Origin of the sequence: Streptomyces sp. MH60, assembly GCF_002939385.1 — a bacterium.
Lineage (GTDB): Bacteria > Actinomycetota > Actinomycetes > Streptomycetales > Streptomycetaceae > Streptomyces.
This window is the reverse complement of the sequence record NZ_MULI01000008.1, coordinates 93,214-106,990: the sequence shown is the minus strand read 5'-3', so window position 1 is coordinate 106,990 and position 13,777 is coordinate 93,214. Positions and strand designations below refer to the sequence as shown.

Annotated in this window: 18 protein-coding genes; all 18 read right to left on the bottom strand. The window is 68.5% G+C overall.

Annotation, left to right across the window (positions count from 1 at the left end; genetic code table 11):
* Positions 1–96 precede the first annotated feature (96 nt).
* Positions 97–273: a hypothetical protein gene (locus tag BZZ08_RS38790; RefSeq protein ID WP_157953327.1), complete on the bottom strand. Its 177-nt coding sequence runs from the start codon at positions 271–273 to the stop codon at positions 97–99.
* Positions 270–974 (bottom strand): hypothetical protein, encoded by a 705-nt coding sequence (locus BZZ08_RS08625; RefSeq protein ID WP_104631567.1) that lies wholly within the window; start codon positions 972–974, stop codon positions 270–272. Before BZZ08_RS08625 ends, BZZ08_RS38790 begins: the two co-directional genes overlap by 4 nt.
* Positions 971–1,111, bottom strand: coding sequence for a hypothetical protein (locus BZZ08_RS38785; protein ID WP_157953326.1), 141 nt, complete (start codon positions 1,109–1,111; stop codon positions 971–973). The genes BZZ08_RS08625 and BZZ08_RS38785 overlap by 4 nt, the downstream gene beginning before the upstream one ends.
* Positions 1,108–1,866 carry a hypothetical protein gene (locus BZZ08_RS08620; protein ID WP_104631566.1) on the bottom strand — a complete coding sequence of 253 codons (759 nt, stop codon included), beginning with the start codon at positions 1,864–1,866 and terminating at the stop codon, positions 1,108–1,110. Before BZZ08_RS08620 ends, BZZ08_RS38785 begins: the two co-directional genes overlap by 4 nt.
* A gap of 2 nt (positions 1,867–1,868) precedes the next feature.
* On the bottom strand, positions 1,869–2,438 hold the full coding sequence (locus BZZ08_RS08615; RefSeq protein ID WP_104631565.1) for a hypothetical protein: 570 nt from the start codon (positions 2,436–2,438) through the stop codon (positions 1,869–1,871).
* Positions 2,435–3,283, bottom strand: coding sequence for a hypothetical protein (locus BZZ08_RS08610; RefSeq protein WP_133169175.1), 849 nt, complete (start codon positions 3,281–3,283; stop codon positions 2,435–2,437). The genes BZZ08_RS08615 and BZZ08_RS08610 overlap by 4 nt, the downstream gene beginning before the upstream one ends.
* Positions 3,204–3,713, bottom strand: a complete 510-nt coding sequence (locus tag BZZ08_RS08605; protein ID WP_104631563.1) for a hypothetical protein — start codon at positions 3,711–3,713, stop codon at positions 3,204–3,206. Before BZZ08_RS08605 ends, BZZ08_RS08610 begins: the two co-directional genes overlap by 80 nt.
* A gap of 12 nt (positions 3,714–3,725) precedes the next feature.
* Entirely contained in the window at positions 3,726–4,184 is a 459-nt protein-coding gene (locus BZZ08_RS08600; protein WP_104631562.1) for a hypothetical protein, read from the bottom strand.
* Positions 4,181–4,615 carry a hypothetical protein gene (locus tag BZZ08_RS08595; protein WP_104631561.1) on the bottom strand — a complete coding sequence of 145 codons (435 nt, stop codon included), beginning with the start codon at positions 4,613–4,615 and terminating at the stop codon, positions 4,181–4,183. Before BZZ08_RS08595 ends, BZZ08_RS08600 begins: the two co-directional genes overlap by 4 nt.
* Positions 4,612–5,739 carry a hypothetical protein gene (locus tag BZZ08_RS08590; protein WP_104631560.1) on the bottom strand — a complete coding sequence of 376 codons (1,128 nt, stop codon included), beginning with the start codon at positions 5,737–5,739 and terminating at the stop codon, positions 4,612–4,614. The genes BZZ08_RS08595 and BZZ08_RS08590 overlap by 4 nt, the downstream gene beginning before the upstream one ends.
* A gap of 30 nt (positions 5,740–5,769) precedes the next feature.
* Entirely contained in the window at positions 5,770–5,976 is a 207-nt protein-coding gene (locus BZZ08_RS38575) for a hypothetical protein (RefSeq protein ID WP_133169174.1), read from the bottom strand.
* Positions 5,977–6,050: 74 nt separating this feature from the next.
* Positions 6,051–6,665: a helix-turn-helix domain-containing protein gene (locus tag BZZ08_RS08585; RefSeq protein WP_104631559.1), complete on the bottom strand. Its 615-nt coding sequence runs from the start codon at positions 6,663–6,665 to the stop codon at positions 6,051–6,053.
* Positions 6,666–6,682: 17 nt separating this feature from the next.
* Positions 6,683–7,150, bottom strand: coding sequence for a hypothetical protein (locus BZZ08_RS08580; RefSeq protein WP_104631558.1), 468 nt, complete (start codon positions 7,148–7,150; stop codon positions 6,683–6,685).
* Between the two features lie 22 nt (positions 7,151–7,172).
* Positions 7,173–7,751 carry a hypothetical protein gene (locus BZZ08_RS08575; RefSeq protein ID WP_198601364.1) on the bottom strand — a complete coding sequence of 193 codons (579 nt, stop codon included), beginning with the start codon at positions 7,749–7,751 and terminating at the stop codon, positions 7,173–7,175.
* Complete coding sequence (locus tag BZZ08_RS08570) at positions 7,736–8,173, bottom strand: hypothetical protein (RefSeq protein ID WP_241965409.1); 438 nt, start codon at positions 8,171–8,173, stop codon at positions 7,736–7,738. Before BZZ08_RS08570 ends, BZZ08_RS08575 begins: the two co-directional genes overlap by 16 nt.
* 11 nt (positions 8,174–8,184) lie before the next feature.
* Positions 8,185–11,877 carry a DNA polymerase III subunit alpha gene (gene dnaE / locus BZZ08_RS08565; protein WP_157953325.1) on the bottom strand — a complete coding sequence of 1,231 codons (3,693 nt, stop codon included), beginning with the start codon at positions 11,875–11,877 and terminating at the stop codon, positions 8,185–8,187.
* A 136-nt stretch (positions 11,878–12,013) separates the two neighbouring features.
* Positions 12,014–12,991 carry a hypothetical protein gene (locus BZZ08_RS08560; RefSeq protein WP_104631556.1) on the bottom strand — a complete coding sequence of 326 codons (978 nt, stop codon included), beginning with the start codon at positions 12,989–12,991 and terminating at the stop codon, positions 12,014–12,016.
* Between the two features lie 36 nt (positions 12,992–13,027).
* Positions 13,028–13,774, bottom strand: coding sequence for a J domain-containing protein (locus BZZ08_RS08555; RefSeq protein WP_104631555.1), 747 nt, complete (start codon positions 13,772–13,774; stop codon positions 13,028–13,030).
* Positions 13,775–13,777 lie beyond the last annotated feature (3 nt).

Below are 13,777 nucleotides of genomic sequence, written 5' to 3'. Positions count from 1 at the left end.
ATGTGGCGGCAGTGCACCTGGGATTTCTGTCAGCATAGGTGTGGTCCCTCCTGCAACTCCAACTTTTCGTGGCAGGAACTTTGGGGCGGGACAGGATCAGGCGGTCGGCGGGTCTGTCAGGCCGCGCCACCTCTCCAGCAGAGCCCAGTCCTCATCGACGAATCCGTCGCGGTGGCACATCTCGTCCGCTGCCTCGTCGAGGGCGAAGGAGAGGAACTTCCGGTCGGCTTCGGTCAGCGTGACGGTCCTGTCCGGCCGCTTCTTCTCACTCATGCCGTCAACGAGTCCTTCAGTCGCTGGCCCAACAACTCCATCCCGGACACGAGGTGGTCGGCGGCGCGGGAGACCTCGGCGAGGTAGATGGCCCAGTAGCGGTCCTGGGCGGAGTACTGGCGGCCGCGCTGGGTGCGCTCCTCGACCGTCATGCGGCCGGTGGGGGCGACGAAGCCGGTGGCCATGGCCTCCTCCCAGCGGCCCTTGGCGAGCATGGAGGGCAGGCGGTGGGCCAGGTCGGCCTGGCGGCGCCACTCCAGCAGGCCCATGGTGATGCGGAGCAGGAAGTCGTCCTTCTCGCGTCCGGTCAGCTTGGAGTAGTCCTCGGCGTAGGCGCCGGACGGCAGTCGCTTCCACAGCGGCCAGCCGAACGCATCGGTCGCGATCTCTCTGGTCTTCAGGTTGACGATCGGCTCACGGGCGATGGCCCAGATGTCGTTGAGGATGAGGAAGATGCCGGGGAACTCGCGGTGGATGACGCCGTTGGCCTCGGCGACGATTCCGGCGATCTCGGCCTCGTCGCCCGGCCGCCACTCGCGGCGCATGCGGGAGAAGTTGGGGGTGTTGACGCGGGCCCGGTCGGGGGCGATGTCGGGGGCGAGCAGCTGGTCGGCCTCGCGGGAGACCTCGTCTATGACGCGCTTGGCCTGCTCGGCCAGCCGGGTGTCGTCGATGAGGTCGCTGTCGTTGATGTCGCTCATGTCTGGTCCTCGTCCGGCGGTGGGCAGTTCTCGTCGCAGTGGGGGTCCGGCTCGCCGTCCCCGGTCTCGGGGTGGGTACGGCGGCCGGAGAAGCAGTCCCAGCAGCAGTCCATGCCGTGGGCGTGCCGGGCAGTCACGCGGCGGCGGCCAGGAACTGGGCCTGGGACTGGACCTGGCGTTCCTTCTCGTCGAGGAGCCAGGCGAGGGCAAGCATGCAGGCGTCGCGGATGTGCTCGTTCCAGGGCATGTTCTTGCCCTGGTCCTTGGGCGGGGTCAGGTAGGCCTCGACCATCTCCTTGACGTGGGCCTTCTTGACCGGGTTCTGCTTCGTTCCGGCGCGGCCGATGAGGAGCTTCTTGGCGTGGCGGTTGTCGACCATGATGGCCCGGCCGCCGGTGGCGCGGTGGACCTCGCGCCCGGCGAGCAGGATGGACTCGATGCGCTGGCCGTGAACGGGCGGGCGCTCGTAGAGGACGGCGTCGACCGAGGAGGCGTAGCCCCGGCGGTGCTGCATGATGCCGCTGGAGATGTACTCGGCGCGGGCGAAGTTGCCGTCGGTGGAGGGGATGTCGAGGATCTCGGCGGGCGGCCGGATCATCGCGGTGGACAGCAGGTGCAGGCCCAGCTCGTTGGACTTGAGCAGGACGACGCCGGTGTTGGCCAGGGACTGGTCGTAGGCCTGGACGGTGGCGTGGGCGAACTGGTCGAGCGTCGGCGGCTGGAACGGCACGTGGCGGATCGCGGTGTCCAGGCCGGGGATGGAGGGCTGGGCGGTCTTCATGGGGGCTCCGTTGGCGGTCGGAGGGGCGGGGTCGACGAGGCGGTCGCCGACGTAGATGTCCCGACCGGCGGTGTCGAGACCGAAGTGTTCGAGCAGGCTGCGGATGGTCATGCTCAGCCGGGGCAGTTGTCGGCGCTGCAGGCGGTGCGATCCTCGGGCGCGCAGGTGCAGGAGCGGTGGATGGGGTGGCCGAACCGCTCACCGCAGATGCAGCGACCTACGATGGCCATGTTGTGGCGAGCCTGGTGCGGCTGGTCGGCGGTGGGCGGGAGGGGGCACCAGGACTCGTAGCCGTAGGCGACGCCCTCGCACGCCGGGCAGTCGGCCTTGGGACCGGCGACGTGCCCGGCGTGCTTGAGGTCGTCGTTGTCGGCAAGGCGGATGCCGTAGTTCTTGCCGCGCTTCTGGACGACCCACCAGGTGTCGGCGGTGCCCTTGTAGAGGTTGGTGGCGTTCTGGACGAGGCTGACCATGTCGGTCATGAACATCTTGTAGACGTGGCCCTTGTCGCTGTGCCAGACGAACCGGGCGGCCGACATGCCGCGCTCGGTGCCCTGCAGGATCAACATGGCGGGGAAGGGCTTGTTGTCGCGCCACTCGTGGGGTTCGACGGTGCCGACCCAGTCCATGAGGCTGCCGTTGGAGCGGTAGGGGGCCTTGGCGAGGCGGGTGCGCTTGCTCATGCGGCGAATCCGATCTTGACGGAGCAGGTGCTGGCGGGGCACTTGCGGGCTGCTGCCTTGGCGGTGCAGCAGGCGACGGGTGGCGGAGTTCCCATCTCGACGTACTGCCTGACGGCACGGTACTTCGCTTCCAGGCGGGCGATGTACAGGTCGTCGCGCGGGATGGTGAACTCGACCATCTTCCATCCGTCGCTCATGGCGAGGAAGAGAATCAGGGCCTTGAGTTTGCCGGTGAGGGCCATGTACTCCTGGGCCTGGCCGTAGTAGTAGGGCCACTTGAGCCTGAAGGCGTCCAGGTCGTGGCTCTCGATGCCCCGCAGGGAGGAGGGGGCGGCGGTCTTGAGGTCGAAGATGCCCGCGCCGGGCTCGCACCAGCCGGGGATGTCGAGGAGGCCGTCCATGTGGCCGCGCCGTCCGAGGAGGTCGTCGCGTACGCCCCACTCGTCGCACTTCCCCTTGCCCTTGCCGTGGGGCTTGCCGCAGGCGACGCAGGTGCCCTTCGGGGCGACGAGGAGGCCCATCTTGATCATGACGGTCTGGACGACCTCGTGCATGATCGTGCCGACGAGGACGGACATCCGGGGGCCGTAGTCCCACTCGGGCTCGTTCCACTTCTCGGGGTGGGCGAGGTAGTAGTACAGCTTCCGCTCGTCCATCGTCGGATGGGTGCTCGGGTGGAACCAGCCGTCGGGCTCGCGCTTGGCGGCGTACGACTCCAGGCGGACCACGAAGTTCTTGGGGAACGCGCACTGCTGGACGGCGTTCTCAATCAGCGGTACGAGGACCAGTTTCTGGCTGTCCGCGACGACTCGGCGGAAGCTGGGGGTGAAGACGGGGGCGGCCACCGGGGGCTCCCTTCTCTCGGTGCATGTCGTCTGCCTTCTCGGGGTAGAGGGCGGCGACGCGGCTGGCCCGGACGAGGAACGAGGCGGCGGCGACGTGGTGGCCGCCGTGGGCGTCGGGCAGGACGAGCTTGGCCATCTCCAGCGCCAGGTCCTCGACGGTCTTCGCCTCCGCCTCCGCCTCCGCCTTGTCGCTGCGGACCCAGGAGACGTAGTTCCAGGTGTAGAGGGCGAGCTTGATGACGGCCGGGACGAGGAATCCCCACTGCAGGGTGGCCAGCGAGTAAATGACCCAGACGGCCTGGGTGAACATCGCCCAGATCCAGCCGACGGCCTTCTTCTGGCCGACGGCGCGCAGGGCGACGAGGCCGACGAGGTCGAGGCCGCCGAGGATGTAGTTCCAGGAGTCGTCGAGGTTGACGTGCAGGTTCACGGGGGGCTCACTTCACTGATGGTCGTTGATGAGGTGCCGCGCCAGCTCCACGAGGACGGGGATGCAGCGGGGGCTGCGCTCGATGAGCGCTTCGAGGACGGGCTTGGCCTTGTGCCAGCGTTCGGCGTCCTCACGCATCTCGGCGAAGTCGAGGAGGTCGCAGGCGGCGAGGTCGGTGTCGACCTTCAGGGAGGCGTCGGCGTAGAACCGGAGGGTGAGCATGGGCCGCTCTCCCCCGGCCTGTTCGACGGCCTTGGCCCACATGGCGCGGGTGATGGAGACGGACTTGCCGAGGGTGGACTTGCCGTCGTTGGCGAAGGCGAAGACACACTCGGTGCGGTCGTGCTTGGAGTCCATCTGATCGCGCCACTGGTTGCCACTGCCGCGCGTCTGGCGCTGGCCGAGGACGCTGGCGACGTACGCCTCATGGGCGTCGCCCATGCGCTTGTTGAGGCCCTTGTCGGTGCTCATCCGGCGTTGTATTCCTCGGCGCAGACGAGCTTGGCGGGCTGGTGCCAGTACCAGATCTCCGTGCCGTCCTCGATCGGCCTGTCGTGGCAGACGCAGTTCTCCCGCTCGTCCTCTCCTCGGAGGTACACCATGCGGGAGGGCGGGAAGGTGGGGTCGATCGGAAGGGGTTCCTTCGCCTGGGGGGCTTCGGGGAGGTAGCGGGACACGATGCGCCAGACGATGCCCCCGGCCACGACGCCGAGTCCCAGGGCGGTCGCGATGAGCAGGGTTGCGAGGCGGAACCCTTCCGTGTCGGCGGCGGCGGCGATGTCGAATTCGTCGTGCAGCTCGTACCAGGCGGCGGCGAGGACGAACAGGATGATCGCTCCGCTGGCGTAGAAGAAGGTCTCGGTGCCGGTGGCGGCCCACGCGCGCTTCAGGGTGTTCTTCATGCTGCGGCCTCCGTGATCTCGCCGGTGGTGGTGTTGACGCCGTCGGGGGCGTCGTCGTAGGTGACCTCGTGGTCGTCCTTGATGTCGGCCGAGATGGCCTCCAGGGCCTTGAGGCGGACCTGCTCGACCAGCTCGGGCCGCTCGGCGATGGCGGCCTCGACGCCGGGGCGTCCGCCCTTGACGGTGGTGCCGTCGGGCATCTCGTAGGAGACGGTGGACAGGCGCTTGATGGCGCCGGTGGCGATGCCGAGGGTGATGGCCTCGTCGGCGCGGTCGATGCCGACGGGGCCGTACTTGCTGCTGGCCTTGTTGAAGAACCAGTAGTCGGCGACGCGGCCCTGGGGGGCGAGCTTGTTCCGTTCGACCCTGGCCCGGATCTGGCGGCCGACCTCCAGCTCGGCGGGGGCCTTGGAGACGGCGTCCGAGATGGAGACCTTCTTCGTGGGCTCGCCGGTGCGGCTCATCTTGATCTTGGTGGTGGTGTTGTACTTCAGGGCCGAGGGTCCGGCGGACTTCTGGCCGCCGCGCGGGTTGCCGATGTCGGCGCGGTACTGGTTCACGAAGATCACGGCCGCGTTCTGCTCGCGGCACAGGCCCGCGACGCGCTTGACCATGCGGGAGATGACCTGGGAGTTCTTGCCCATGGCGGAGTCCTCGGCGCGCTTCTCGAAGGCGGCCTTGGACTCCATGCCGCCGACGGAGTCGACGGTGACGAGGCAGATCGCTCCGTCGCGCAGCAGCATGGTGATCTGGTCGGAGACGTCCTCGGAGTGGTCCGGGTAGACGTGGATGAAGCGGTCCTCGTCGAGGTCGAGGCCGAGGCTGGCGGCCCAGTCGAAGTCGAAGGACTGCTCCATGTCGATGACGGCGACGCCCCGGTCGGGGAACTTCTTCTGGGCGTCGACCATGGCGAGGATCGTCTGGGTGGTCTTGCCCATGCCCTCGGGGCCGACGATCTCGTGGGTGCGCTTGAGGGCGAAGCCGCCGCCGAGGGCGTAGTCGAGGGTGAGGGATCCGCTGGAGATGAAGTCGGGGCGGGTCATGGTGTCGCGTCGGGTGACGCGGTCGCCGTAGACCTTGGTGAGGTCGGCGCGCAGCTTGGCGAGGCGGGACTTGGGCGGCATGCGGGGCTCCTTGGCGGGAGGAGAGGCTGGTCAGCCGATGGCGGTGATGGCCCGCGCGAATGCGCTGGCGAGGCCGTCGTAGGCGTCGTTGACGTTGATGTTGCTGACCTCTTCGACCCTGGCGAGGAATCGCACCGCCTGCCGGTAGCCGTCGATGAGTTCGGCGTCGGCGGCGCGCTGGAGCTGAGCCACGTCGGCGGCAGCAACGTCGGGGGAGGGTACTGATGGGTCGGGCATGTAGGGCTCCTTGGCGGTAGGAGTGGCAGCTGTGGCGGTCAGCTGTTGGCCAATGGCGGTTGGCTGAATTGAGCTTACGCCGTGCGACTGACAGTGGTGCCGTCGAGGATGATGCGGGCTTGTCCGGCGTCCCACTCCAGGGCCATCTCGATGAGCGGGAGGCGCTTGAGCATGTACTTCTCGGAGTTGTAGTCGCCGGGCGGTGCGGTGCGGGGGTCGCCGTAGACGCGGCCCTCCTCCAGGCGCATGACGGTCTTGCTGGTGGACTTGATGGCGTAGGCGAAGACGTTGCGGGTCATCTTCAGAGCGAGGCGGCCGTTCTGGATGGCCTTGCCGAGTCGGACCCATGCGCCCTGGCTGTACTCGGAGCGGTCCGGGGTGAAGCCTTCGGTGGAGGGGTTCCAGGTGGGGGCTGACATGACCTTGATGGATTGGGCGACGGTCTCCTGTGAGGTGCCCTCGCTCCAGTCGAGGGCGTAGTCGAGCTGCAGGAGTTCGAGGCGGCCGAGGGCTTCGGCGACGTCGGGCGGGATGAAGCCGGACTCCAGGGCGGCGTACTCGCGGACGGAGAGGCCGACCTGCAGGGCGACCTTGGCCTGGGAGATGCCGAGGCGGGTGCGGCTCTCGTGGGCCTTGACGCCGAGGAGCCCCCAGTACGGGTGGCGGATGGAGGGGATGAAGCTGGGCATGACGGCTCCTTCGGGGGTTACTCGCCGCTGGGGGCGTGGGGCAGGGAGGCGGCGTTGGCGACGGTGTCGAGGGCCTCGATGATGGCCTCGGAGTCCTGGTCGACGAAGACCCGTTCCGCGAGGCTGCGCTTGCGGTCGGGGTCCTCGGGGAGCGGCTCGAAGACCTTGCTCATCCAGGTGCCGCAGCGGGTGCAGAATCCGGCGCCGTTGCGGTACTGGCGGCGCTCGAAGGGGCCGTGGGGCTCGCCGGTGCCGTCGCAGGCCGTGAAGGTCTGGTACTGCTTCCAGCACTTCTCCTCGGCCTCGGCGAGGGTCTTGCCCTCGCCGCGCAGGAAGGTGCCTCCGGGGAACGCCTCGAAGAAGGCAGTCTGGTAGGCGCCGCCCGGCCCGCCGACCACGACGCCGCGTTCGCCGCCCTGGATGAAGACGTCGTCGGGCCAGTCGTGCTGGGCTTCGGTGCGGGTGTTCTTGATCAGTCGGGCCATGGCGGCGCCTCCAGAGGGCGAGCTAGTTCTTGATCTTGGTCTTGCCGAGGGGGACGGCGTCCTTGAACTGCGGCAGGTCCATCGGCTCGGAGTAGAGGAAGTACGACTGGTTCGCGCCGACGCTCCACTCGACGTAGGCGCCGCTCTCGGCGTCCTGGCCGTAGTACGAGGTGCAGTTGGACTGGCTGGAGTAGGTGCCGTCCATGGAGGGGCCCTGGACGACCAGGTCGCCGTCGTACTGGCCGAGGTCGCCGCGCGTCTTGGTCTCCGGCGGGAGAAGGCTGACGCAGTAGGTGACGGGCAGGCCCTTGAGGACGTAGTAGCCGTACTGGCCGTTGGCGTTCTGGATGTAGACGTAGGACAGCTTGTTGGCCTGCTTGCCCCAGGTCTTGATCCAGAAGTTCTTCGTCTCGCGGGTCGGCGAGTAGTCGAGCTTCGCGGCGGGCTGCTTGGCGACCAGCTCGTCGTAGTTGCTGTTGCGGGCCTTGTTCTCCTTGGACCGCGAGGAGGGCTTGGACTCCTCTTCGCAGGCGGTGAGGCCGACGGCGAGGAAGACGACCGCGAGGGCGGCGAGGATGCGGTGGGTCAGGCGGCTGCGCACTGGGTCTCCTGGGTGTTCAGGTCGAGGGTGTAGGGGAGGTCGGTGTCCTGGAAGGCCTGGCGGTGGTTCTGGGCGGCCTTGGAGTTGTAGGTGGTGATGGAGTCCGCCCGGACGTTGCGCTGGGCGGTGATGACCTGCTGGAGCTTCTCCGCGCGGTCGGCCGGGGGCTTGGTGGCCAGCTCGGTCTCGGCGTTCTTGATGGCGGCCTCGGCGGACTGGACGGAGGAGCAGAGGTCGAAGAACTGCTCGTAGGTGCCGATGCGGAAGTCGCCGTTGGCGACGGTCTTCTCCCGGGCGTCGGCGGCGCCGCGCAGGTCGGCCGTGGCCCACTTGATGCCGAAGGCCACGACGGCGATGACGGCAGCAGCGCAGGATGCCAAGGCGACGATCTTGATCAGGAGGTTGCGGTCGGATCTGTCCACGAAGGGGCTCCTCAGAGGGGCTGGTAGGTGACGAGGCTCAGGCCCCGGTCGGTTTTGCGGAGTTCGGCCAGGCACAGGGCGCCCTTGGTGAAGCGGCGCTGCTCGACGGTCCAGGCGTCGCGGAACACGGCGGCGCGGAGAGTGGAGACCTCGGTCTCCAGGGTCAGGAAGCCCATCTCCCCGGACCGGTGCGGCCGGGCTCCGGCGACGATCGCGGCGACGTAGTAGGTGCCGTTCGGGCCGGTGGCCAGCAGCTCGGCCTGCGCGCGGAGGGTGGCGCGGTCCTGCTCGCCGAGGTCGTCGAACGGGGTGCTGGAGAGGTAGGTGCCGAGCATCTCGTGCTCGATGGTCCGTACGTCGACCGGCGTGTACGGATCGATGCTGTGGATCTCCATCGGCGGCGGTGCGGTGTACTGGCGGCATGCCTTGGTGCAGCGCTTGGGCAGCGGCTTGCGCTTGAGCAGCTTGCCGGTGCGCGAGTTGATCGGCGCGGGCTCGCTGGCCCAGTCGAAGGTGCACCAGACGTTCTGGATCTGCAGTGCGCCTGGGGCCGTCTCTATCCTCTTGTGGACGCACTGGGCGTCGTCGCCGGTCTTGGCGGCGAGCAGCTTGGCTTCCAGACCGCGCCGGTTGTCGACGAGGGTGTCGAAGGCGCCGACGCGGGCGAGGAGGGCGACGACTCCTGCGTTGGCCTTGGGGCCCTTGCGCTCGGTGAAGTCGTCCCAGGTTGTATACGGCTGGCCCGCTTGTAGGTCGGCGACGGCGGCCGACCCCACGCCCTTTACCGAATCGAGACCGTAGCGGACCGCGTAGGCGTCGGGGTCGGGGCGGAAGCCCGCGCCGGACCGGTTGATGTCCGGTGGGAGGACGTCCACGTCGAGGCGCCGGGCCTCCTTGACGAACTCGGGGACGCGGTCCTTGTCGACGGTGCTCATGGCGGCGACGAGGAACTCTCGCGGGTAATTGACCTTCAGGAACGCGGTCCAGTACGCGAGGAACGCGTACGCGTAGGCGTGGGACTTGTTGAAGCCGTACTTGGAGAACTCGGCCATCTGGTTCCACAGACGCTCGGCAGCCTCCTGCGGCATGTCGACTCGCTCCAGGAACGTCTGCCCGGCCTCGGCGATCGCGGAGACCTTCTTCTTGCCGAGGATGCGGCGGACGTAGTCGGCCTCGGACTCGTCGTACCCGGCCAGGAGCCGGGTGACGGCCATGACCTGCTCCTGGTAGATCATGGCGCCCCAGGTGGGCTCCAGAACGCGGCGCAGGCGCTCGTCGGGGAAGGAGACGGCCTGCTCGCCCGCGCGGCGGCGGAGGTAGGCGTCGGTCAGGCCCGAGTTCATGGGGCCGGGGCGGACGATGGTGACCATGTCGGCCAGCTCGGCGACGTTGCCTGGGCGCATGCGCTCGCACAGGCGGGTCCCGGAGTGGGTCTCGACCTGGAAGACGCCGAGGGTGTGGGCGCCCTGCAGCTCGTCCCAGACCAGCGGGTCCTCGAACTCGGCCTCGAAGGCCTCCAGGTCGATCTCGTAGTGGCGCTGGTCACGGACCAGGTCGAGGGTCTGCTGGATGGTGTCGAGGGTGCGCAGGGTGAGGATGTCGAACTTGACCAGGCCGATGGCCTCGACGTCGCCCATGGCCCACTGGGTCACCATCTGCTCTTCGCCGTCGATGGTGCGCATCGGCAGCCAGTCGGTGAGCGGGGCGCCGGTGGAGATGACGACTCCGGCGGCGTGGCGGCCGTAGGACTTCAGGCGGCCGACCAGGCGCTCGGCCATGGCGAACAGCTCGGGGTAGCGGTCGGCGAACGGCTGGAGCTGGTCGGCGTGCTGGGCCCAGAGGTCCTCCCAGGACATGCCGAGTCCGGCGGTCCCGGCTTCGGCCTCGTCGATGAGGGTGGAGACCTGGCGGAGGTCGGCGGCGGCGCCCTCGGGGAGCTGGGAGGCGAGCGCGCGGACCAGCTCGTTGATGACCGCCTTGTTCTTCAGGCGCAGCTCGGAGCCGATGGAGACGACCTGCTTCTCGCCCCAGCGCTCGCGGAGGTAGCCGAGGATCTCGGCCTTCTTCGAGGCGGGGAAGTCCACGTCGAAGTCCGGCAGGCCCGCGCGGCCCCGGGTCAGGAACCGCTCGAAGAGCAGGTCGTGGCGGACCGGGTCGAGCGAGGTGATGCGGGCGAGGTAGGCAACCAGCGAGCCGCCGCCGCTCCCCCGGCCGGGGCCGACGAGGATGCCGTGGTCCTTCGCCCAGCCGACGTAGTCTGCGACCATGAGGTAGTAGCCGCAGAAGCCCTTCTCGACCAGCAGGTCCATCTCCCGCATGTAGCGGTCGCGGTAGATGCGCTGTGAGCCGGATGCGCCGACCTGGGCGCTGGCGGGCAGCCGGTCCCAGTTGGCGATGCACAGGGCGTTCAGCCGTCGTTCGTCCTCGGCCGGGTCGCCGGTGAAGGAGGGCGTGGTCGTGTCGCCTTCGATGCGGGCGTTGCAGCGGTCGGCCAGCGCCGTGGTGTTGGCGATGGCCTCCTCGACGACGCGCTCGCCGAGGTAGGCGAGTCCGGCGCGGACCTCGGCCTCGCCCATGACGTAGAGGTTCAGGTCCTCGGCGAAGAGGTCGCCTTCGTCCTGGACGTCCTTGTTGGTCTGGCAGGCGATCCAGACGTCGTGGGCGTGGGCGTCGTCGGCGGTCGGGAAGTGGCTGTCGACGGTGGCCAGCAGCGGCAGGCCGAACTCGGCGGCCAGGGAGACGAGGGCCTGGTTGAGGTTGACCTGGTCGGGCATGTCGTTGGGCTGCAGCTCGACGTACAGGCGGCCCGGGTAGAGGTCCATGAGCCGGGTCAGGCGCTGGCGGGCCAGCTCCATGTCTCCGGTCTTGATGGCGACGGCGACGGGGCCGCGCAGGCAGCCGGTGGAGGCAATGACGCCCTCGCTGAAGCGGCCGAGGGTGTCCCAGTCCATGCGGGGCCGGAAGTAGAAGCCGTCGCGGAAGGACTCGGTGCTGGCGGCCCAGATGTTGCGCAGGCCGGTCTCGTTCTCGGCGAAGAGGCAGACGTGCCAGTAGTCGTTGCGGAGCTTGTCCTGCAACTCCTTGTCGCCCTTCTCGGCGCGGATGACGCGGTCGTCGCACAGGTACGCCTCGATGCCGAAGACCGGCTTGACCCCGGCCTTGTCGGCCGCGCGCTGCAGCTCGGGGTGCCCGGCGCAGGTGCCGTGGTCGGTGATGGCGACGGCGGTCTGGCCGTGGCGGGTGACCTCGCGGAGGATCTCGTCCATGCGGGACAGGCCGTCGAGCGGGCTGTACTCGCTGTGCGTGTGGAGGTGCACGAACCCGGAGGACGTCTTGGGCGGGTCCTGGGCGGCTTCGAGCTGGTCCAGGACCTCGTGGTAGGTCGGCGCGTCCTCGAAGGCGGCAGTGGGCACGTTGCTGAGGTCGAGGATCTGTCCGGGCTGGGCTCCGCTGTGCTCCTCGACAAGGTGCGCGGGGACGGCCAGCACGCCGTTGACCAGGTGGATGAGGATGCCTGCCGCTCCATCGCGCTCAGCCCGGTTCCAGAGCGGAAGCCTCGCGCCGAGTGGGTTCGTTGCTGGCGTCAGGAACCAGCGGGTGCCGTCTCCGTCATGCTCGACGAGGGCCGGTGCAGTGGTGCGAAGGTCGCCGACCTGCACATAAGGAGCGTCGGCGGGTGCGTAGGAGGTAATGAGGCGCAGCACGGTGGTGGTCCTTGCGCGTGAAGGGTGGCGAAAGGTGGTCCGGGCCGCCCCGGGCGAACAATCCAGCCGCTTGGCGGAGCGACTGGGGGCCGTATCTGACGGCCACCCGGGGCGGACCGGCGTGTGTGCGCCTGGATCAGGCGGAGGGCGCGCCGAGGTTGGCGATCTTCGCGCGCAGGTCGTCCGAGATGTCGGCCGGGCCGTCGGTGCTCTGAACGTTGATCATGCCCACGGCGCCCCCGGCGACGGCGACGACGTTGCCTTCCTTGTCGACCGTCTTGGACGGGTCGAAGAACCTCGCGTAGTACGCGTCGCTGGCCTTGTCGGCGACGATGGAGTCCAGGCTGATCTCGCGCTCGGCGACGGCCTGGAGGTACTTGTCCCAGGCGGGGGTGCCGGGGGCGATGAGGTTCTGCTGGGTGGCCGGGTCACGGATCGGGTCGATCGCGGCGAACTTGTACTCGGTGTCGGTGCCCTTGCCGTCGCGGGTGATCTGGAAGTCCCTGTCGACGACGGTGCCGTTGAGGCCGTGGATGGCCTTGAGGTGGCTGAAGAAGCCCTTCATCGGCTGGTTGATGACCAGGATGCGGGGGTAGTTCAGCTTGACGCCGGTGGGCTTGCCGTCGGCGTCCAGTTCATCGATCTCGTCGATCTTGTCGCGGACGCCGATGACGACGCCCTGCTTGGCGGGGCCGCCGAGGGCCTCGCTGCCGTCGCCGCGCACCAGTTCGCGCTCGACGACGAGGGCCCAGACGCGGACGCGGGAGGAGGCGAGCTTGCCCCACTTGCTCTTGATCTTGGCGTCGCAGATGTAGCAGTCCTTGTAGTGACCGCCGAACGCTTCGTCGTAGCGGCAGACGCTGGTCATGGCCTCGGGCCACTTCTCGGCGTCCTTGGGGCCCGGCTTGGTCGGGACGAAGGAGTGCTGCTTGACCCAGATCCACTCGTCGTGGTCGGTCAGGAGGCGCACGACGAGCGACTCGCCGTCCTCCTTGATGCCGAAGAAGTCCGGGCCACGGCGGCCGGAGGAGGAGACGTTGTCTTCCTTCTCGGCCTGGGCTGCGGCGGATCCGCCTCGGCGGAAGTTGATGGCGGGGCTCGTGTTGGCGGTCACGATGGCTCCTGATGATCTTGATGATGCTGATGGGTGTCAGCCAGCGGCAGTGGCGGCTGCCGCGATCAGCTCCTCGGTCACCGGCTGGTCTTCGTGGAGAAAGAAAACGGGGGTTCCGAGGTCTTTCGCCACAAGGAACGGCGCGTCCCCGGCGGCGTGGAATCCAACGGTGAATCCGCTGATTTCCCGTCCGCGCAGGGCCTGGGCGAGTCCTTCCTGCCACTGGGCGAGCCTGGCGACGTCGTCGCAGGTAGAGCCCAGGAGAAGGTAGGAGTAAGCCCAGGTGTCCGGGGGGCTGGATGAGGGTTGGCGGTCCCTCGTCTCGTCATCATGAAAGCCGTCCGCCGGGTCGGAGGCAAGAAATTCGAGGAGCGGTTTTCCGGTGGCGTCCGTGAGAGTTGAAAGAATGTCTCTGGCCGTGGTCTCGGTGCCGTATTCGGCGTTCTGGCGGGCGGCCTGCAGGGCGGCGGAGCGCATGATCGTCTCGACGGTGGAGGCGTCGAAGTGGGTCGTGCCGGGTTGCTTGGCGTCGTATGCGGCCCGCCGGTCGGCGTTGATGAGCGTCTTGAAGATCCGGGTCAGCTCGGCGCTGCTCTGGCCGTCCCGGGCCTGGTACGCCTCGCGGATCTCCCGCTTGGTCGCGGTCGGTGGCACGCCGAGCCGGGCGTAGTAGCCGTTGACGTCGTGGACGACGGGCGCCGGTCGGGGCGGGGCCGGTACGAGGGCGGTACTGATGGAGAGGATCGCGCGTTCGGGACGGCCGACGAGCTGCAGTCCCGGCATCCT